This is a genomic window from Arthrobacter sp. NPDC058127 (assembly GCF_042884555.1).
In the GTDB taxonomy this organism is placed as follows: Bacteria; Actinomycetota; Actinomycetes; order Actinomycetales; family Micrococcaceae; genus Arthrobacter.
In genome coordinates this window covers 38035-57418 of the sequence record NZ_JBHVTT010000003.1, presented here as the reverse complement: position 1 = coordinate 57418, position 19384 = coordinate 38035, and the positions used below count along the sequence as shown (strand labels likewise).

Annotated in this window: 19 protein-coding genes; 12 read left to right on the top strand and 7 right to left on the bottom strand. The window is 65.1% G+C overall.

Annotated features, from left to right (window positions below):
* Positions 1 to 30: 30 nt before the first annotated feature.
* The 3 genes from ACFVTG_RS06425 to ACFVTG_RS06415 all read left to right on the top strand — a co-directional run bounded on the left by ACFVTG_RS06425 (position 31) and on the right by ACFVTG_RS06415 (position 2898).
* On the top strand, positions 31 to 1257 hold the full coding sequence (locus tag ACFVTG_RS06425) for an MFS transporter (protein ID WP_390279337.1): 1227 nt from the start codon (positions 31 to 33) through the stop codon (positions 1255 to 1257).
* Positions 1258 to 1266: 9 nt separating this feature from the next.
* Positions 1267 to 2292 carry an exonuclease domain-containing protein gene (locus tag ACFVTG_RS06420; RefSeq protein ID WP_390279011.1) on the top strand — a complete coding sequence of 342 codons (1026 nt, stop codon included), beginning with the start codon at positions 1267 to 1269 and terminating at the stop codon, positions 2290 to 2292.
* Positions 2293 to 2358: 66 nt separating this feature from the next.
* On the top strand, positions 2359 to 2898 hold the full coding sequence (locus ACFVTG_RS06415) for a DUF4395 domain-containing protein (RefSeq protein ID WP_284751196.1): 540 nt from the start codon (positions 2359 to 2361) through the stop codon (positions 2896 to 2898).
* A 12-nt stretch (positions 2899 to 2910) separates the two neighbouring features.
* On the opposite strand, the gene ACFVTG_RS06410 is transcribed toward ACFVTG_RS06415, so the two are convergent.
* Complete coding sequence (locus ACFVTG_RS06410; protein WP_390279009.1) at positions 2911 to 3990, bottom strand: ADP-ribosylglycohydrolase family protein; 1080 nt, start codon at positions 3988 to 3990, stop codon at positions 2911 to 2913.
* Positions 3991 to 4063: 73 nt separating this feature from the next.
* Between ACFVTG_RS06410 and ACFVTG_RS06405 the strand changes: the two genes are divergently transcribed.
* The 6 genes from ACFVTG_RS06405 (at position 4064) to ACFVTG_RS06380 (ending at position 11703) form a co-directional block, all read left to right on the top strand.
* Positions 4064 to 4423 carry a YidH family protein gene (locus tag ACFVTG_RS06405; RefSeq protein WP_284751194.1) on the top strand — a complete coding sequence of 120 codons (360 nt, stop codon included), beginning with the start codon at positions 4064 to 4066 and terminating at the stop codon, positions 4421 to 4423.
* The gene (locus ACFVTG_RS06400) at positions 4420 to 4770 is read left to right on the top strand and encodes a DUF202 domain-containing protein (protein WP_390279007.1); all 351 of its coding nucleotides are present in this window, start codon (positions 4420 to 4422) and stop codon (positions 4768 to 4770) included. Before ACFVTG_RS06405 ends, ACFVTG_RS06400 begins: the two co-directional genes overlap by 4 nt.
* A gap of 142 nt (positions 4771 to 4912) precedes the next feature.
* Positions 4913 to 5839, top strand: coding sequence for an MIP/aquaporin family protein (locus ACFVTG_RS06395; protein ID WP_390279005.1), 927 nt, complete (start codon positions 4913 to 4915; stop codon positions 5837 to 5839).
* Between the two features lie 90 nt (positions 5840 to 5929).
* Positions 5930 to 7117 (top strand): exonuclease SbcCD subunit D, encoded by a 1188-nt coding sequence (locus tag ACFVTG_RS06390; RefSeq protein ID WP_284751191.1) that lies wholly within the window; start codon positions 5930 to 5932, stop codon positions 7115 to 7117.
* Positions 7114 to 10134 carry an AAA family ATPase gene (locus tag ACFVTG_RS06385; protein ID WP_390279003.1) on the top strand — a complete coding sequence of 1007 codons (3021 nt, stop codon included), beginning with the start codon at positions 7114 to 7116 and terminating at the stop codon, positions 10132 to 10134. Before ACFVTG_RS06390 ends, ACFVTG_RS06385 begins: the two co-directional genes overlap by 4 nt.
* Before the next feature lie 270 nt (positions 10135 to 10404).
* Positions 10405 to 11703: an MFS transporter gene (locus tag ACFVTG_RS06380; RefSeq protein ID WP_390279001.1), complete on the top strand. Its 1299-nt coding sequence runs from the start codon at positions 10405 to 10407 to the stop codon at positions 11701 to 11703.
* 159 nt (positions 11704 to 11862) lie between these two features.
* Here ACFVTG_RS06380 and ACFVTG_RS06375 read toward each other — a convergent pair whose 3' ends face one another.
* Positions 11863 to 12597, bottom strand: coding sequence for an IclR family transcriptional regulator (locus ACFVTG_RS06375; RefSeq protein WP_284751326.1), 735 nt, complete (start codon positions 12595 to 12597; stop codon positions 11863 to 11865).
* A 148-nt stretch (positions 12598 to 12745) separates the two neighbouring features.
* On the opposite strand from ACFVTG_RS06375, the gene ACFVTG_RS06370 reads away from it, so the two are divergent.
* Together ACFVTG_RS06370 and hpaB are read left to right on the top strand one after the other, a co-directional pair.
* Positions 12746 to 13282, top strand: coding sequence for a flavin reductase family protein (locus ACFVTG_RS06370; protein ID WP_390278999.1), 537 nt, complete (start codon positions 12746 to 12748; stop codon positions 13280 to 13282).
* 64 nt (positions 13283 to 13346) lie between these two features.
* The gene (gene hpaB, locus ACFVTG_RS06365; protein WP_390278997.1) at positions 13347 to 14801 is read left to right on the top strand and encodes a 4-hydroxyphenylacetate 3-monooxygenase, oxygenase component; all 1455 of its coding nucleotides are present in this window, start codon (positions 13347 to 13349) and stop codon (positions 14799 to 14801) included.
* A 144-nt stretch (positions 14802 to 14945) separates the two neighbouring features.
* On the opposite strand, the gene ACFVTG_RS06360 is transcribed toward hpaB, so the two are convergent.
* Positions 14946 to 15599, bottom strand: coding sequence for a phosphoribosyltransferase (locus ACFVTG_RS06360; protein ID WP_390279335.1), 654 nt, complete (start codon positions 15597 to 15599; stop codon positions 14946 to 14948).
* An 82-nt stretch (positions 15600 to 15681) separates the two neighbouring features.
* Here ACFVTG_RS06360 and ACFVTG_RS06355 point away from each other — a divergent pair, with 82 nt between their 5' ends.
* Positions 15682 to 16095, top strand: coding sequence for a MarR family transcriptional regulator (locus tag ACFVTG_RS06355; protein ID WP_390278995.1), 414 nt, complete (start codon positions 15682 to 15684; stop codon positions 16093 to 16095).
* A 39-nt stretch (positions 16096 to 16134) separates the two neighbouring features.
* On the opposite strand, the gene ACFVTG_RS06350 is transcribed toward ACFVTG_RS06355, so the two are convergent.
* From ACFVTG_RS06350 to ACFVTG_RS06335, 4 genes are read right to left on the bottom strand one after another with little or no spacing between them, the layout of a single operon-like run.
* Positions 16135 to 16965: an alpha/beta fold hydrolase gene (locus ACFVTG_RS06350; protein WP_390278993.1), complete on the bottom strand. Its 831-nt coding sequence runs from the start codon at positions 16963 to 16965 to the stop codon at positions 16135 to 16137.
* Between the two features lie 4 nt (positions 16966 to 16969).
* Positions 16970 to 17299 (bottom strand): biotin/lipoyl-containing protein, encoded by a 330-nt coding sequence (locus ACFVTG_RS06345; protein WP_234747729.1) that lies wholly within the window; start codon positions 17297 to 17299, stop codon positions 16970 to 16972.
* The gene (locus ACFVTG_RS06340) at positions 17292 to 18326 is read right to left on the bottom strand and encodes an alpha-ketoacid dehydrogenase subunit beta (protein ID WP_390278991.1); all 1035 of its coding nucleotides are present in this window, start codon (positions 18324 to 18326) and stop codon (positions 17292 to 17294) included. The genes ACFVTG_RS06345 and ACFVTG_RS06340 overlap by 8 nt, the downstream gene beginning before the upstream one ends.
* Entirely contained in the window at positions 18319 to 19356 is a 1038-nt protein-coding gene (locus ACFVTG_RS06335; RefSeq protein WP_390278989.1) for a thiamine pyrophosphate-dependent dehydrogenase E1 component subunit alpha, read from the bottom strand. The genes ACFVTG_RS06340 and ACFVTG_RS06335 overlap by 8 nt, the downstream gene beginning before the upstream one ends.
* Positions 19357 to 19384 lie beyond the last annotated feature (28 nt).

Sequence of the window (19384 nt, the reverse complement as noted above, 5' to 3'; positions counted from 1 at the left end):
GAGGAAGAACTGTTGAAGCGAGACGTAGCCATATCCAGGACACCGGCGAAGGTCGCCGCCGGGCCAGCCCCGGTGTTCCCGTGGGGAGGTCTTCTGATCCTCGCCGCGGCAGGTTTCACTGCCGTTACCACCGAACTCCTCCCGTCCGGACTACTTCCACAGATCAGCCGGGACCTGGGAGTAGATGAGGCGGCAGTGGGTTCCCTGACGGCCGCCTATGCAGCAGTCATCGTGTTTACAGCGCTTCCCTTGTCGAGGCTGCTCGGCGGACGGGTCCCGCGCAAGGGGTTGTTGATCGGCACGGTGCTCGCGTTCGCCCTAAGCAACGTGCTGTTGGCTTCCAGCCCGAGCCTGGGCTTCGCAGTTGCCGCGAGGCTCCTCGGGGGTGTGGCCCACGGGATGCTGTGGTCAAGCATGGCCCCCTACGTTGCCAGGATCGTTCCGTCGCACTCCGTCGGAAAAGCAATGGCCGTGGTCTTCAGCGGCAACAGCATCGCGCTGGCTGTGGGCGCTCCGATCGGCACGCTCATGGGCTCGGTGCTTACATGGCGGGTTTCCTTCCTTATCCTGGCCGGAGTCGGTGCGGTTCTCGCGTTGCTGGCCGTTTGGGTGCTCCCCTCCGCTCACGACGAGGACAGCAATACGACACCGACTCTTCGCGGAGCACTGAAGCTGCCTGGCGTGATCGCGGTGGCCACAGCCTGGCCGCTCTTGCTTTTGGGTCACTTCACCCTCTTCACCTACATCGCGCCGTTCCTGCACGTCTCCGGCCTGCCGGATGCCTTCACGAGCATTTCCCTGTCCGTGGTGGGGGCCGCCAGCCTCGTGGGGATCTGGATCGCGGGTCTCACTGCCGATTCGTATCCGCGGCGCTCCCTGCTTTCCGCTGTCGCCCTGCTGGTGCTCGCCTTCGGCCTCTTGCCGCTACTTGGCGGCACCTGGGTAGGCGAACTCGTCCTGGTGACCCTGTGGGGTACCGCCTTCGGGGCCATCGGAATCTACAACCAGGCAGCAATCCTTCGCGCCGGCGGAGAACACAGGGACGCCGCGAACGGCTTGACGGTGGTCACCATTCAACTGGGCATCGCCGTCGGCGCGGGGTATGGCGCCCTGGCCCTGACTACTGTCGGCGCCCTGTGGGTGCCGTTAGCTGCAGCCGTCCCGACGGCGGCAGCACTCGCAATCATCGCGGCCAGCCGCCGTGGCGGCTACCCCGCCGGTCCCCGGGAAGCACGCACTTCACCAGTCCACCTGTAACCTTGACCAGTGGCATTGGACTTTACGGCGATCGACTTTGAAACTGCGAACGGCTTCAGGGGTTCTCCGTGCTCGGTCGGGCTGAGCAAGGTCCGCGGCGGGGTCGTGGTGGAGGAAGCTTCATGGCTCATGCGGCCGCCGGAAAACCACGACCACTTCGAGTACCACAACACGCGGATCCACGGCATTCGCGCCGAGGACGTCGCCGGCGCTCCACGCTTTGGCGAACTCTTCCCTGAAATCGGGGCTTTCATCGGCGGAGACATCCTTGCCGCCCACAATGCGGCGTTCGATCTGGGCGTCATCCGTTCCGGACTCGAAGTTTCCGGCCTGCCTGGCCCCGCATACGAGTACGTCTGCACGGTGATGTTATCCCGGCGCTGCTACTCCTTGGTATCCAATTCCTTGCCCTACGCGGCAGAGGAGGCGGGCGTGCCCCTCGTGAACCATCACGACGCCGCGGAGGACGCCCGGGCCTGCGCCGGAATCCTGGTGGACATCGCGCAGAGGAACAACGCCAACAGCATCGCCGAGCTGTACTTGTCCCTCGGCCTGGCCATTCCCAAACAGCAGGCCTTCCAGCCAGGAGACGGACTGTCCAAACAAACGCTCGCTGCGCTCGCGGGCGTCGGTGGAGTGCGCGACGCGGTCGCCGGCCGGTCCGGCGTCGGGAATGGCGCCGGCCAGCTTGGACGCGCCTGGAGCAATTGGCCTGAAGAAGGCACCAATCCGGAGCCCAACCCTGCAGCGGAACCGGGCCACCCCCTGTTCGGGCAGACCGTCGTCTTCACAGGTGAGCTTGCGATTGCCCGGCCGGAAGCGAAACAGCGGGCAGCGGAGATGGGTGCGCGTCCGGAGAGCCGCGTGACGGGGAGGACCACGGTCCTCGTGGTGGGCGACGGCTTTGTAGCCGGCGATCTCCGGAACGGTCGCCTCACCGGCAAAGCCAAAAGGGTCCTGGAGTTGCACAGCCGCGGCCAGCAGATCGAGGTGCTGTCCGAGGGGGAGTTCCTGCAGATGGTCGGCGGACGCTAGCCACGTCGAATTTCACACGGAGCAACAAAGCTTCCCGTTGTGTCGCGGCGCTCCTAGCCTTGAGCCATGACACAGGGAAAACAGGCCGGCACTGCAGGGTTGACCGCAGCTCCCGCACCCACTGGATGGCGCGCCGTCTTCGCTTTCCCCAATCCGGTCAATGAGTACGCCGCGAGGATCACGGCCGGCCTGGTGGTTGTTGCGGCAGTGGCCACCCTCGTGAGCGGCCTCGGCTGGGGACTCGTGTTGATCGCCGCCGGCTTCTGGCTGCGGGTGTTGTTCGGGCCGAGGATCTCGCCGTTCGCCTTGCTATCCGTCAAAGTCCTGGCACCCAGGGTGGGTCCTGCCAAACTTGTCCCGGGACCGCCCAAGCGTTTCGCGCAGGGAATCGGCGCGGTGCTCAGCACCGCGGCCGTGGTCCTGTTCTTCGCCGGTTTCGCTTCAGGTGCCTGGATCCTGCTCGCCTTGCTGATCGTCGCGGCGTCCCTCGAATCGTTTGTGGGATTCTGCCTGGGCTGCGCCATTTTCGGGTTCCTGCAGAGGCACGGCCTCATCCCCGAGGACGTCTGCGAAGCGTGCAACAACATTGCGCTTCGCAGGCTTTGAACCGTTTGGCTCTTAGCCCACCGTGACGGCGATGAGCCGTTGCGCCATCCCGCGGATGACCTCAGGGGCTTCAAGGGCTTCAAGCCAGTCCGAGGGCAGTGCCTCTTCCCCATGGAGTGCCCCGAGGATATTGCCGGCGATCGACGCGGTGGAGTCGCTGTCACCGCTGTGGTTCAGCGCCAGCGCTATGGCCTGGCGGAAATGGGCGGCCGGATCGCGCTGAGCTTCTGCCGCGGTTGCCAGCACCGCGTAGAGCCCGACGGCGAGTGCCTCCTCCGCGACCCAGCCCTCGCCTAGTTGCGCGGTGAGTTCTTCCGGGCTGAGCAGCGTGCCGGTGGAAGACAGTTCCAGCGCCTCCCGGAGGCGCCCTAGGAGCTCGGGATCTGGATCCGGCAGTGCTGACACCACGCTCAAGGCATGCTCAGCCGCAGTCCGCACATCCGAGCCCGCGGTCACCTTGTGCACGAGCACGCTGAAGGCACCCGCGCTTTGCCGCGCCGAAGGGTGTCCGTGGGTCAAAGACGCGGCATCCGTGCTCAGCTTGTAGACTGCGGCCTCGGAAATATGCGGGACAAGGCCAAACGGAGCGGACCGCATGACCGTGCCGCAGCCTTTGGATTCCGGATTGACGGGCCGGAACTTGGTCCCCATCTGGCCCGTAGCGAGCCCGCTCAGGCACGCTTTGCCCGGATGCCTGCGGTGCCGGAGTACCTCCTGGCTGTCGATCCACCGCGGCTGGGGAGCGGGAGCAGACGCAGGCAACGCCACACCCTGCGTAGCGAGCCATCGCAGGTACGCGAGCCACAGGCACGCCGTTTCATCAGCTGCTACGCCGTCGTTGGCCCACTCGAGGGCTTCCACGAGGCCGTCAACGGTGTACAGCGTCATCTGGGTGTCGTCCGAAAAGTGGCTGCCGCCGTCGAGCTGGCCAAAAGAGGTGAGGCCCGCGGCGCCGAAGCGGGAACGGATGGTGGCTACGTCGTCGAACTCCACGGCGTAGCCGAGCGAATCACCCAAGGCGCCTCCCAGCAGGCAGCCGTGAACCCGGGACTCGAAGGACGGCATGGTGGAGGGGGACGGTTCAGCAGTCATAGTGGTAATTTACCGTGGCTGCATCGCCGGCCTTCACCTGCCCGCTGATACGGTGGCTCGTGAACCAGGAGGCATGATGCGTGAACCCGCGTGGCGGAAAACCGGAAAGACCCCGGACTACAGATTCTCGCTCGCGAATGAGCGCACCTTCCTCGCCTGGATCCGTACTTCCTTGGCGCTGCTGGCTGGTGCCGTCGCTATCGATCAGCTCGCCCCGAACATCGCGCCGCAGCCCGTGCGCATTGTCTTGTGCGTCGTGCTTTCCATGATCGGCGCCGGCCTCGCGACGCTTGCCTACCGCCGGTGGGCGCAGATGGAGGCGGCCATGCGCAACGACGAAGCCCTGCCGTTCTCACGGGTCATGCTGCTGATGACGATCGTGGTTGCCGTGGCAGCGTTCACCTTTGCCGTGCTGATCCTGGTGGCGCGTTGAGCATTGAAGCCAGGGATCGGGGGCTGCAACCGGAGCGCACCACGCTGGCTTGGCGGCGGACCCTGATTTCGCTTCTCGTGGTGGACCTCTTCATCTGGCGCCGGTGGTTGACGGCCAAGTCCGGCGCGGGGCAACTGCCCACCGGGATACCGGGGCTCGATTATCAGGGAATCTGCGCCTTGACGGCCGCCGCTGCGACGATCGTCCTGGGCTGCGTTGTCTGGGTCAGGTCTCATCAGTTGCACCATGGCGCGGAGGAAGCGTCGGCTATCTTGATGCTTGCGAGCGCCCTGTCCATCATCGCGCTCGCCTGCGCTGCGGTCGCCGCAATCGCGTTGGGCGGCTAGGCTCGGATTCAGGAAGCGTCCAGACTCGGCTGACAGGATGCTGCGGGGCAAGAGTGCGGTCCGCTGCAGGGCTTCTTGCCGTACCAGGAGTGCTCGCCTCCGCAACAGACCACCCGAACTTCGAACAAAGGAATCCCTCGACATGACCACAACTGTGTCCGCTCCCTCCTCCCGCGGATCCCGGCTCCTAGCCCGGGCGTCCGCTGAAGCTCTGGGGACGCTGTTCCTTGTGGTTATTGGCTTGGGCGTGTTCATTTTCACGACGTCCCAGACGAATGCGGTGCCGGCGCCGCTCGCAAGTGGCCTAGCCGTCACGGCCGCCATGCTTGCTTTCGGTTACCTGTCGGGCGGACACTTCAACCCGGCCGTTACGGTTGGTCATGTTATTGCTGGTCGCACCAAGCCCGTTGACGGTGCCGCGTATCTTGGCGCGCAGATTGTCGGTGGGTTGCTCGGTGCCCTTACTGTGTTCGCCGTAGTCCGGACAGTGCCCGGAGTCACCGACAGCCGCACCTACTTTGATGCGGCGGCCTCGGGGTTCGATGCGCATTCGAGCTCCCAAGTCCCCCTATCCGGCGTATTGCTCATGGAAATCCTGGGTGCCGCATTGCTCGTAGGAATCTTCCTCGGGGCCACGGGCCGGCGCAATCCCCTCAAAGCTGCCGCACCCTTCGCCGTCGGCCTGACCTTCGCTGTGCTCCTGCAGCTAGGCCAGCCGATCGGCAACCTTGCGTTCAACCCGGCCCGTGCCACCGCGTCGGCAGTGTTCGGTTCGGGTTCGGGCCTTGGGCAGCTCTGGCTCTTCTGGGTCGCGCCTGTGGTGGGCGCGGCGATCGCAGGCCTCATCTTCCGCGGCTTCGGCGAAACCGCTCCGGCGGCCGTGCCTGAGGTCGAAGAACCGTTGCCGGCCGACGGCTGGGACGAAAAGTCCGACGACGACGCTGAAGCTGCTGCCCCGGAAAGTGCGGCCGAAGTTTCCACGCCGGCTGCTGCGCCCGCCGCGACGCCCGTCGAAGCGAAGCCCAACGGCGACCCCGCCCGTGAATTCTTCGACGGCAAGCGGGACTGACGCAGGAATTCAGCTGCCCGGAAGCCCATGTTACGGCCGGTGCCGCCGCGCCGCGCCAATAATGTCGGTGCCTCCAGTTAGCTTGAAAACATGAGGCTTTTGCACACTTCGGATTGGCATCTGGGACGCTCGTTCCATGGCGTCGGGATGCTTGACGCCCAGCGCAATTTCATCGAGCAATTGCTGGCAGTCGTTCGGGAACAGTCGGTGGACGTCGTCTTGATTGCCGGGGACGTCTACGACCGTGCGCTGCCCGGCCTGGATGTCGTGAAGCTTCTCGACGACGCCCTCGTGCGGATCACGGATGCCGGAGCCAAGGTGGTCCTGACAAGCGGCAACCACGATTCCGCGATCCGCCTTGGTTTCGCCTCACGCCTGCTGGAGCGCGGGGGAGTCCATTTGCGGACCCGGGTAGAGGATCTCGATTCCCCTGTCCTGTTTCCGCTGGATGGCGAGGACGGCGCGGCTCAGCCGGGTGCGCCCGTGCTTGCCGTCTATGGGATTCCGTACCTTGAACCGCGGCTTGTCGCCGAACGGCTCGGTACCCAAACACCGAGCCACTTTGACGTCACGCAGGCCGCGGTCCAGCTCATCCGTGAGGACATTGCCCGGAGAAGCGAAGCAGGGCCGGTGCACTCGGTTGTGCTGGCACATACCTTCGCGAGCGGCGGCATCACCTCGGACAGCGAACGCGATTTGAGCATCGGCGGTTTGGGGGCAGTGCCCCTGGATCTCTTCGACGGCTTCGGCTACACGGCCCTCGGACATCTGCACGGGCGACAGGAACTTTCGGAGCACGTCCGCTATTCAGGTTCGCCGCTGGCGTACTCGTTCTCGGAGGCCAAGCATCGGAAGGGTGCATGGCTGATTGATGTCGGCGTCAACGGTGTTGAGAGCGTCGAGGAAGTTCTATGGAGAGCTCCACGGGAGCTGGCCATTCTCCGGGGGAAGCTCGCTGAGCTTTTGGAATCGGAGGAATATTCCTGGGCCGAGACTGCGTATTGCCAAGTCACCCTCACGGACTCCTCGCGGCCGGCGCAGGCTATGGAACAGCTCCGTGCCCGTTTCCCGGACACGCTGGTGCTGGGTTTTGACCCTGAAGACGCCGCGGGAAAGGTCAAAGCCAGTTACAGCAGCAGGCTTGCAGAGGCAGAGGACGATCTTGGTGTTTGCTGCGGCTTCCTCGACCATGTGCGCGGGAGGCCCGCTGACGACACTGAACTTTCCGCCCTTCGTGAAGCCCTGGAATCGGTCCGGCTGGAAGGAGCAGAGCTGTGAGAATCCACCGCCTTGAAATTGAGGCTTTCGGTCCGTTTGCCGGGCTTCAGTCAATCGATTTCGACCAGCTGGGTGCACAGGGCCTGTTCCTCTTGAATGGCGCCACCGGCGCGGGAAAGACGAGCGTGCTCGACGCTATCTGCTTTGCCTTGTATGGCTCGGTGCCGGGCGCCCGCCAGGACGGCAAACGCCTGCGGAGCGACCACGCGGAACCGGCTGCGGAGCCCCGGGTGGTCTGCGAATTCTCGGCGCGCGGCAGGCGCTTCGAGGTCACCCGCTCCCCGGCATGGGACCGGCCAAGCGCCCGTGGACGCAAGGGATTCACCACGCAGCAGGCCAAAACGCTACTGCGCGAACGGGTCAATGGTTTGTGGGAAGAAAAGACTTCCCGCAACGACGAAGCCGGCATGGAAATCGGTGACGTCCTGGGCATGGACCGGGAACAGTTCACCAGGGTGGTCATGCTCCCGCAGGGAGACTTCGCGGCTTTCCTGCGTTCCAAGGCTTCCGACCGGCTGGATCTCCTGCAGAAACTCTTCGGAACCCAGCGTTTTGAAGCGATCGAGCAGCAGTTGGTACTCCAGGCAAACGCCGCGCGAGCAAAAGTGCAGGACAACCAGCACGGACTTCAGCTTCTCGTGCAGCGGGCGGAGTCAGAGTACGCGCAACTGGGCATCGAAGAAGCCAGCGATCCGGGTCTCGATGACGCAGGATCCAACGAGTCCACGCCCGAACTCCGGCTAGGGACCCTCGAGGCCCGGGCCCGGGCCGAATCTTTGGAGCGGCAGCAAGCTGCAATCTCTGCCGATGCCGTCCGGCTTCAGCTGGCAGACAAACTCAGCTCCGCCCGGGAACGGGTTCAACGGCACGCGAAGCTCGACGCCGCCACGCGCCGGCGCGAAGTCCTCGCCACACGTGCGGCTGAAGTGCAGGAATTCCGCGAGCGGCTTGGACGCCACCGCAAAGCCGCCGTCCTCGGCGGACAGCTCAACGCCGTCGACCGCGCCGCGAAGGCCTTAGACCTCGCGGGCGCGAAGGCGGAGTCGGCGACGGCGAAGCTTCTTGCCGCCTCTCTGGGCGCAAGCGACCCCGGAGCGTCCCTGGCCAGGATTCAAGAAACGATGGCCATTGTGGAGGCCCGTGTCGGGGACGAACAGAAGCTCGAGGACATCACTGCCAGGCTTGACGCGCTTGAGCTGGCGGCAGGACAACGGGAGTCGGCCAAAGCAGCGCGGTCCGCCGCATTGGCCGGTCTTCGCGCGGAGGCGGCTGCCTTGGAAGGCGAGTTGGTCCCGCTGGAAGCGGCCGCTGTGGAGCTGCCCCTCCGCGAAAGCGAAGCTGCAGCAGCGCAGAACACGGTCAAAACCGTAGCCCGTTACACAACCGCCCTTGATTCCCAGTCCGCGGCAGTGAAGCGCCACGCGTTGGCCCGGGCCCTCTCCCAGGACCTCCGGCAACTCTGGCTGGATCTCCGCGAATCCCGGCTGGCCAATGCCGCCGCCGAACTCGCCGCAAAGCTGCACGACGGCGAAGCATGCCCCGTCTGCGGAAGCTCCGAACACCCGTCTCCGGCGCCAGCCGGGCTAACCGCCTTGGCCCTTGCCGAGGAAGAGCAATCCGCCCATGAACGCTATGACGAGAGCGAGCACGAACTCTTGCAGGCTGCGGCCGAGCTCGCGTCCGCCGAGCAGGAAGTTGCCGTGCTCGCCGCCCAAGGCGGAGACATCGATCCGAAGGAAGCCGCTTCGGCGGAGGCCGTAGCCAGAGACGCCTTGGCCTCGGCACGTTCCGCCGTCGACGGGCTCAAACGGGGCAAGACCGACCTTGCACGCGCGGCGGAGCGCATTGCCCGCTTGGAGGAAGAGCAAGTCCAGGAGGACACCGCCGCGGCGCAGGCTGCGTCCACCATGGTCCTGCTCGATGAACAACGCGAGTCCCTGGAGACCTTGCTTCGCGGCCTTCGTGATGGCTTCGACACACTGCGCGAGCGGATTGAGGCATTGACCGGGCAACGCGAGGTCCTGCAGTCCGCTGTGGCCGCGGGAGTGCAGTTGGAACGTGCCCGGGAGGCTTCGGATGATGCTTCCACAGCCTTGGAAACCGCCCTGTCGGCGAACGGATTCGACACCGCAGAGGCCGCGCGGCTCGAAATCCTCGACGAGCAGCACGCCGCGAGGCTCGATGAAACCATCAGGGCCGCGGAGACCGAGAGCGCCCGACTCGCGGAGCTCTTCGAGTCCGAGGAACTCGTGCTCGCTGCCAAGGAAGCGCAGATCGGCGAGGTGCCCCTGACCGCCGTCGAGCTCGCCGCCCTGGAACAGGAGGCCGGACAAACGGAAGAAACGGCCCGCCGGCTGGATCTAGCTGCGGGACTCGCTGCCAGGACGATGACCAGCCTGGCGGCGATCCGCTCACAGTACGAAGACGCTGCGGCATCCGGGCGCGGCCCCCGTGAACGCGCCCGGGTACTCAACGAGCTCGCTGAAACCGCCAGGGGAGCAGGCGATAACGGCTACAAGATGAGCCTCAACAGCTATGTCCTCGCTGCCCGCCTCGAACAGGTCGCGGCGGCGGCGTCGGAGCGGCTTATCGCCATGAGCGATGGCCGATACACCCTGCAGCACACGGACGCCAAGGCTGCCCGGGGCGCCAAATCCGGTCTGGGACTGGAAGTCGTGGATGAGTGGACAGGCCAGCGGCGGGACACCGCAACCCTGTCCGGAGGGGAGTCGTTCATGGCTTCGCTCGCGTTGGCCCTGGGGCTCGCGGATGTGGTCCAACAGGAGGCCGGCGGTGTAGACATCGAAACCTTGTTCGTGGATGAGGGTTTCGGGAGCCTTGACGAGCAATCCCTTGAGCAGGTCATGGATGCACTGGAGGGACTGCGCGACGGCGGCAGGGTCGTCGGACTGGTCAGCCACGTTGCGGAGATGAAACAGAGGATCAGCAGCCAGCTGCAAGTGATCAAAAACCGGAACGGTTCCACCGTGCGAATCGTCGACGCCGCGGCAGCCTAGACACCGGTTCAGGCTGCGGGCTCGTGTATGCGGCCCGCTGGAGCAGGCGCAGCCGTCCGGTAGACTTGGAGGGTTACACCGGGTCGCGCGCATCGGGAGGAGGGACGATGCGCACCATTCAGCGAGCCCGGAATCATGAGCTCCTCCCCACAGAACCCCGCGGCGAACACCGCACTTAAGCCTCACCCTGAATTTCCTTCTGCGCCACCGTCGGCCCAGTCCCCGTCGGCGGAGCCCCGTCCCTCGCGTCTACTTGGGCGCTTCGCCCGCTTGCCCGAGCTCGCTGGCCGGAGCTTCCTCCCGCTGGGACTCTTTGCGAGGCTGCCCCTTGCCATGCTGACCGTCGGCACCCTCACGCTGGTCACGGCCGTCAGTCATTCTTACGCTATCGGCGGCCTGGCTGCCGGAGCAGTCGGAATCGGATCGGCCTTGGGCGCGCCGGTGCTCGGCTCGCTCGCCGACCGCTCAGGCCAGCGCCCGGTTCTGCTCGTAGCCGCTGCTGTCAACGCCATGACAGTCATCGCATTGCTCGTTGCGGCGTACCTGACGCCAGATTTCAACACCCCCACGGACGCGATTGCCATATTGGTGACAGCGTTCCTCGCCGGGGCGAGTTGCCCGCAGGTGGGGCCCATGGCCCGTGTCCGTTGGATGGCACTGACCACTAGGAGCCTGAACACCCGGAATTCGATCCCCGGAACCGGGGCCAATGCCGCCGCTTCTGGAAGCGTGGCATCCAGCCGCGCAGACCTCGACACCGCTTTGTCCTACGAGGGAACCGCGGACGAGATCACTTTCGTCCTCGGTCCGGCGCTGGTCGGCATTCTGGCGAGCCTCGTAGCGCCTTGGCTTCCGCTCGCATTGGCGGCGGTCCTTACGGCCACCCTCGTGCCGGCCTTCGCCGTCCATCCCTCACAATTGGCTGTGGTGCCGGCAAAGCGCAAGGCGCGCACCGCCGTCGGGAGCGTCCCTGCAGAGCAGCAGTCAAGGGTCCGTTCATTGGCCTGGCTAAAGGTCGCCGTTCCGGTGCTGGCCATGGTCTGCATGGGAACATTCTTTGGTGCAACCCAGAATGCGTTGAGCGCTTTCTCCGCCCAGTTCGCCACGGCGGAAATTGCGGGGCTGATGTATTCCGTCATGGGCCTGAGCTCCGCCGTCGCTGCGCTGTCTGTTGCCTATTGGCCGCAGCGCTTCGGACTGACCATCCGTTGGGTGCTCGCCGCGGCCGCGATGACGGCGTTCTCCCTCCTGTTGTTCCTTCCCGCCGGGATCTGGCCGATGGCCGTCGTTCTGTTGGTGCTCGGAATTCCCGTGGGACCCGTCATGGTGACGGTCTTCAGTATCGGGGGAGTCGTGGCACCGGCCGGCCGGATGGCGACGGTCATGACGGCCCTGGCGAGCGGCATCGTGGCAGGTACGGCGCTGGGCGCCTACCTTGCCGGCCAGTTGGCCCAGACCCAAGGACCCGGCGCCGCATTTGTGGTGTCCACGTCCGCTTCGGGTGCGCTTCTGGTGCTCGGCATCGTTGCCGGGCTGGTCCTCCGGCGAAGGCCAAGCACGCAACCATAACGACGCTCGCTCATTTATGGGCCATTTTTTGGGAACCCTCGCTCAGATCATCTGCGAGATGGTTCCCGGGTTTGGCCCTATAAGTGAGCGAGCGTTGGAAGAAACCGGACGAACGCACGCATCAAAGGGTGAAGGCTCAGGGGTCCAGGGGGCGGGGCCTTACGCCAGTTGGGACTCTATCCGGGCCGCGCTCGCCGCCAGTGCTTCGCCGACGGCGGCCTGATCCTGTTCGCGGCGGATGTAGACGACGGCGATCGCGGCGGGCCGCCCGCCCGGCACCCGGATCGGGGCGGCCAAGGATGACAAGCCGGCGATGACTTCGTCGTGGCTCGCGGCGTAGCCGAGCCGGCGCGCTTCTGCCGCTTCCGGTCGATAGGGCAGGCCCGGAGCGCGGGCGGACCATTCCTCTTCGCTCATGGTGGATTGGATCGCGATTCCAGGCGCCCCGGTATTCACAGGGTGGCGTGTGCCGGGATGCTGTGCCAGGGTCGCGGCTGAGTGGCGGGGCTCGACAGTGACCAGCGTGACGCAGTCCTGATGATCCCAGACCGCTACGAATGCCGTCATGTTCAGGGCGTTGGCAAGCTGGGTCAGTTCCGGGAGGGCGGCCGTCTGGAGGTCGCGGGAGACACCCCGGGCCAGCACCGCAAGGCCGGGACCGGGCTGAACGCGGCCGGCGTCGTCGCGCACCAGCAGGGAATGATCCTCCAGCGTGCGAAGGATCCGGTAGGCCACCGAGCGATGAACGCGCAGGGCGCCGGCGAGTTCTGCAATGGTCAACGGGGCCTCGGCTGCCGCCAGGATTTCGAGGGCCTGGATTCCGCGGGAGAGGGTCTGCGACGGCGAGACCGTCGCGGTCGTGCCCTGCAGACTTTTCGCGGCGCTGGGAGACATCATGCGCTCCATCCTATGTTGGGGCCTAACGCGACCGGCCCGCCGTCTTGTGCTGTCACTCACAAGAGACTATGGTTCTGTATGAGAATTTGTTGTTCAAATATAGAACAAATTCACATATAGAACAATCGCCAGCCAGGAATCAACGATGATTGCCAAGTCCAGCCACAATGCGGAGCCCGGTCCCTTGAGCCGCACTTCGCGGCCGCGGGCACATCATTTCCGCGGCAGCCTGGGCCGCTTCGCCACAGGTGTCGCCATCGTGACGTTCGACGGCGCCACCAAGCGGCACGGTATCACCGTCAACTCCTTTACCGCCGTATCCATGGAACCGCCGCTGGTCCTGGTCAGCATCGCCCGCAACGCCAAAGCCCACGATGAGCTGGCCGGGCGCCCCTTCAGCGTCAATATCCTGGGCGCCGAACAGAAGCAACTCGCCCTGCATTTCGCGGGCCGACCCGGGCCCGAGCCCCTTTGGGTAGAAGGCGACACGGCGCCCCGGCTATCCAACGTCCTCGCCTATTTCGAATGTACGCCCTGGGCGGCTTACGACGGCGGAGACCACACCCTCTACCTGGGTGAAGTGGCGGACTTCAACTACCGCAGCGGCGACGCGCTCGCGTTCGCCAACAGCTCTTTCACCACTATCCCGGAAAGCCAATTGGGAATGGAGGATCTTCTGTAGTTGCCGGCGCCCGTCGACGCCGCATCCGTATGCCGTTTCAGCTCAACCATCATTGGAGACAACCATGGGAATCCGGACCGGACAGCAGTACCTGGACAAGCTCAACTCGATGAACCCCCACGTCCTGATCGACGGCGAAATGGTCACCGAGAAGATCGCCGACCACCCGTCCTTCAGGAACGTGGCCCGCACGTACGCGAAGCTCTTCGACATGCAGCATGACCCGAAGTATGCGGACGCCCTCACCTACGAGTCCCCGACGACAGGTGACCGGGTGAGTGCCTCGTTCCTCGTGCCGCGCAGCAAGGAAGACCTCGAACATCGGCATGCAGCGATCCGCACCTGGGCGGAGTACTCCCTTGGGTTCCTGGGCCGGACGGGTGACTACATGAACGGCGCCCTCACGGCGCTCGCGGCCGCAGAAAAATGGTTTGCCCAGGCCGATCCGATGTTCGGCGAAAACATCCGCAAATACTACGAGCGTTGCCGCGAGAACGATCTCCTTGCAACGCACACGCTGATCCCGCCGCAAGTCAACCGTTCGGTGTCAGGTTCCGAACAGCTCGGCGGGCAGCTCTCCGCGAGGGTCGTCGAGGAGCGGGAAGACGGCATCGTGGTCCACGGCGCGCGTATGCTCGCCACGATCGCACCGATCGCCGACGAGCTTCTCGTGTTCCCTTCGACGCTCCTGCGCTCGACGCCGGAAGATGCTCCCTACTCTTACGCGTTCGCCCTCCCGAACGATGCGCCGGGCATGCGTTACCTGTGCCGGACCTCGCTCTACAACGGCGGAGGCACCCACGACGAGCCGCTCGCGAGCCGCTTCGAGGAGATGGACGCCGTCGTCGTTTTCGACCACGTGTTCGTGCCGAACGAGCGCATCTTCATGCTCGGGCATCCTGAACTGTGCAACGCCTTCTACTCCGAGACCGGTGCCGGCGCCCTCATGACCCACCAGGTGGTCACGAGGACCATCGCGAAGAGCGAGTTCTTCCTCGGCCTGGCCTCGGAGATCGCGGCATCGATCGGGATTGACGGATTCCAACACATCCAGGAGGACCTCGCGGAGCTGATCGAGACCGTCGAAATCGGTAAGGCGCTCATGGTGGCCGCCGAAGCCCAGGCAGCTCGAAGCCCGGATGGCGTGTTCTTGCCGCATTGGCCCACCCTGAATGCGGCTCGCAACTGGTACCCCAAGGTTGCCCAGCGGTTCCCCGCCATTATCCGGAAGTTCTCGGCGTCGGGCCTCATGGCGCTGCCAGGCGAAGCGGACGTGGCGAGTGACGCGTTGCCGGACATCGAGCTATACCTGCAGGCGAAAACGTTGACCGGGCCGGAGCGCGTGCGCCTCTTCAAGCTCGCTTTCGATGCCAGCATTTCCGCGTTCGCCGGGCGCCAGGCCCTGTATGAGTACTTCTTCTTCGGTGACCCTGTCCGCATGGCAGCCGCCCTCGTGAACAGCTACGACCGCGAGCCGGCCCGTGCCCGGGTGCGGGAGTTCTTGGAGCGGAAGGACTGAACTCGCCACGGCGCGTACGACGACGACGGCGAGCTATCGCCGTCGTCGTTCGCACTCCGACGCTCGCTCACGTATGGCCGGAAATTCTCCGACGCTCGCTCACGTATGGCTGGAACAACCGCAACCCTCCGGCAAATTTGCGAATTACCCCGCCTGCTCCAAAAGCCGCACCGCGTCGTCGTCGGTCAATTGCTCGAAGTGCTCGTAGAACGCGCCCACGGCGTGGAACTTGCCTGGCGTGTGCAGGCACATCATGAAATCGCACACCCGGCTGATGGACGCTTGGGCTTCAAGGGATGACACGGGGACGGCCGCCACCACAGTCGCCGCCCCGCCCGCGCGTACGGCCTCGACGGCGGCGCGCATAGTTGCGCCCGTGGCGAGTCCGTCGTCGACAAGAACCACAGTCTTGCCCTTGAGGTCGAAGTTGATACCGGGGTAGGTCTTCACTCGCCGCAGGAGTTCTCCCCGCTCGCGTACCTCCACAGCGTCGAGCGAAGCCTGGGTGATTCCGTGCCGCAGCATTCGTTCGCCGAGGGGCCGGTTGAGGATGCGGACGATCCTGCCATTGGACCAAGCCAAGGCGCCGAACGCTGTTTCTTCACGCCCAGGGATGCCGAGTTTGCGCACCAGGATGGCGCCGTATGGCTGGAGGAGCTCGACGGCGGCAGTGGCCGCCACAGGGACCCCACCGCGGGCGAGGCCCAACAAGATGGTGTCCGGCCGTTGCCGGAGCTGCGGAAGCCCTGCTGCCACGCGGCGTCCGGCGTCCGCACGGTCCTTGAAGCGCATGCCCATTCGTCCCACTTCCACGTCATCCAGCGCTGAATCAAGCCTACCTTTCTTGCCGGGACCGCTCCGCGCTGCCACGATGGGCCATGTGAACAAGCCCATCGGTTACTGGACCAAACGCTTGGATGCCGCATTGGAGGCGCATCTGGACAGCACGTTGGCGAGGTTGAAACTCAGCCGGAGGCAATGGCAGACCCTCAACGTCCTGGCCGAGACACCCCTCAACCCCGAGGAACTTGACGGAATACTCAACCCATTCTGGGGCGGCGACACACGGCGTCGCGAAAACGAACTCGCCGCGCTCGTAGGCCGCGGAATGATCATCATGGTGGATGATCGCCTCAGCCTCAGCGAACTGGGCCACGCAAAACAAACGGAAGCCCAACGGCTCGTTGAAGACTCGCGCCGGGATCTCTCGATGGGTATCGGTATCGACGAATACGCCATGGCCGTCAGCGTGCTCGAGCGCATGACGCTCAATGCGGAGCGGCTGGCCGGCTAAGGCAGCCGCTCCGCCACTATCAACCGCTCCGCCACCCCCCTAGACGCCGAGGAACGCCACCGCGGCGTCCTTGAAAACCCGGCTCGTCACGGCGTTGCTGTGGTTCCGCCCCGGTACGAGCAGTTGTTCGACCATGCCTCCGGCGTGGGAAGCGATCGAAGCGAGCTCCGGCATGGTGACGGCGCGCTCGTCCTTGTCGCCGGCCACCAGGAGCATCGGCATGTGGGGCACGGCTTCGGCAGGATCGAAGGGTTCGCCCTTGATGGCTTCGATGAGCGACAAGAGCGCAAAAAGATCGTTGCTCGGCAAGAGTTGTGCCATCTTGAGCAACCCTGCGGTGGACTCGTCTTCGATGGGTGTGCCGTCCGCAAGGTAGCGCTGGGCTGCCGCGAGATCGAAGGACGCCAAGGGGTCCTCCTTGTTCGGGCCGCCCAACACCAGCCGGTGCACGAGTTCGGGCTGGGTTGCCCCGAATTCCCAGGCAAGCCGGGAACCCAAGGAATAGCCGATGACGTCGAGCCCGCTGGTAGGGTCACCGGCGCGCACGGGGCGCGCACCGGCGTCGGCGACTATCTGGAGCAGGTCCGCGCGGATCCGGCTCGGGGAGTAGGAGTCGAGGTCCTCGGGGGAACTGCTCTGGCCGTGCCCTGGAAGGTCCACGGTGATGACACGCCTGCCGGCGGACTTGAGGGTGGAAATCCAGCCTGTGTCGCCCCAATTGAGTTTGGTGGACGAGGAGAAACCGTGCAGCAGCAGGACCGGGCGCAGACCCGCATCGGTGCCTTCGGCGGGCTCATGGACTTCCACGAAAAGATGCGGATCTGTTCCTTCCACAGTGTGGATGTGCTCTTCCGTGTGCCTGCCGCTCATGGTGTCAGTCCTCATCAAGTACAGCGCTCAGGCGGACCCGGCGCTTCGGTGCGTCATCCTTGGGAACGGTGCCCACGATGCCGGCAGTATTGTCCGGCACCTCGAACACCACCAGCGGCTCACCGACGTTGATGGTCTCGCCCGGCGCGCCGTGGATACGGATCACTTTACCCGCCTGCGGGCTCGGCAACTCGAGGGCGGATTTGCTCGTCTCCAGCTCCACGAGCGGCTGGTTCCGTTCCACCTGGTCGCCGGGGGAGACGAGCCAGTCCAGCACGGTCGCTTCGATGAGGCCTTCGCCAAGATCGGGCAGGGGGAAGCTGATTTCAGCCACGTCGATACTCCAGTACTCGTTGGATCCCCAGGAGGATGCGGTCAATGTTCGGAATGTATTCGTCCTCCAGGTCGCCGGAGGGGTACGGCACATCGAAGCCGGTGACCCGTTCGACGGGCGCCTTGAGCGTGTCGAAGCAGCTTTGCGTGATCAGCTGGGCCACTTCGGCCCCCAACCCGGAGGTCAGCGGAGCCTCATGTACGACGACGGTGCGCCGCGTCTTTCCGACGGAAGTCGCCAGTGCTTCGGCGTCGATCGGCTTGAGCCAGCGCAGATCGAGGACCTCGACGTCGATTCCGTCCTCCGCGGCGAGTTCGGCAACCTGCAGGCACCGGGCAACCATTGCACCCCAGGCTACGAGGGTCAGGTGGCGGCCCGGCCGGACAACGCGGGCGCCGGTGAGGGTACCGCCGTCGGCTGTGTCGACATCGCCCTTTTGCCAGTAGCGGGACTTCGGTTCCATGAAGATCACCGGGTCCGGCCGCGAGGCCGTGTACTTGAGCAGGTGGTAGGCATCGTGCGGGTCCGACGGCGAAACAACCTTGAGTCCCGGAACGTGCGCGAAGAGTGCCTCGAGGCTTTCGCCGTGGTGTTCGGGGGCGCGGATGCCGCCGAAGCTGGGCACCCGGAGCGTGATCGGCATCGGCAAGGTGCCGCGGCTGCGGTAGTTCATCCGGGCGATCTGGCAGACGATCTGGTTGATGGCGGGATAAGCGAAGCCATCGAACTGTACTTCTGGAATGGGGTGGAAACCGGCCATGGCCAGACCCACGGACATGCCCAGGATGCCCGATTCCGCGAGCGGCGTGTCAAAGACCCGGGGTTCTCCGTGCTTGGCCTGCAACCCGTCGGTGATACGGAAGACTCCACCCAATCGGCCGCAGTCCTCGCCGAAGACCACCGTTTTGGGATCGTTCGAGAGGATCTCGTCCAACGCGCGGTTGAGTGCCTGCTGCATGGAAAGCTTGACGGACTGGTTTTCTGTCGCTGCCCTGGCTTCGAGGGTGGCGGTGGTGCTCTCAGACATGTTCGGACTCCTCGCGCCAACGGATGGCCTGGGTTTCAAGGGCGGGGGTGGTTTCCTGGAAGACGAAATCGAACATTTCGTTGCCGGGCCGGGGCCCGAGGGCTTCGATTCCGGTGCGGATGGCTTCTTCTTCTGCCAGGGCTTCCTGGTTGGCGGCCGTGAAGAATGCCTCGTCGGCCACGCCTTCGGCCAGCAAACGTTTGCGGAGGCGTTCCAGTGGGTCCTCGCCGGCGTCGATGCGCTCGTCGTCGAGGCTCCGGTAGCGCCCGGGGTCGTCGGCGGTGGAATGCGGTCCGCGGCGGTAAGTCATGGCCTCAACCACAACCGGACCGTTCCCGCCGCGGCAGTGGGCGAAGGCGTTGCGGGTGGCCTCATAGACGGCGACCACATCGTTGCCGTCCACCTGAATGCCGGGGATTCCGTAGCCCGCGGCTCGTGCAGCTACCGAGCCGCCAGCCACTTGCCGCTCGGTGGGCACGGAAATCGCCCAGCCATTGTTCTGGATGAAGAAGACGACAGGTGCTTTCATCACGGCGGCAAAGTTCATGGCCTCATGGACATCGCCTTGGGAGGAAGCGCCGTCGCCGAAGTAGCTGAGGGCCACTCCGTGCCCACCGCTCAGGGTCTGGCCATGGGCCCAGCCGACGGCATGAAGTACCGAGCCTGCCACGACGGCCTGGATGGGAGCGAGACGGCTTGCCAAGGGATCGTACATTCCGCCGTGCCACGTTGCCTTGTGGGTGGACATGTACGCCACCATGTCCACGCCCATGGTCCGGGCGACGCCCATCTCGCGGTACGTCGGAAAGGCGAAGTCGCGCGCAGTGTCGAGGGCGTAGGCGCTGCCGACCTGGGCGGCTTCCTGGCCGAGTTCGGGGGCGTAGCCCGGGATGATTCCCTGGCGCTGCCAGGCGACGGCCGAGGTATCGAGGTATCGAACGGCAGCCATCAGGGAATAGAGCTCCCTGAGCTGTCCGGGGGACAGGGGCGCGGCGTCGGCTGCGGCCACGACGGGAAGAGATGAGTCCATGGACGTGACCGTAGTCACTGTTCGGAAC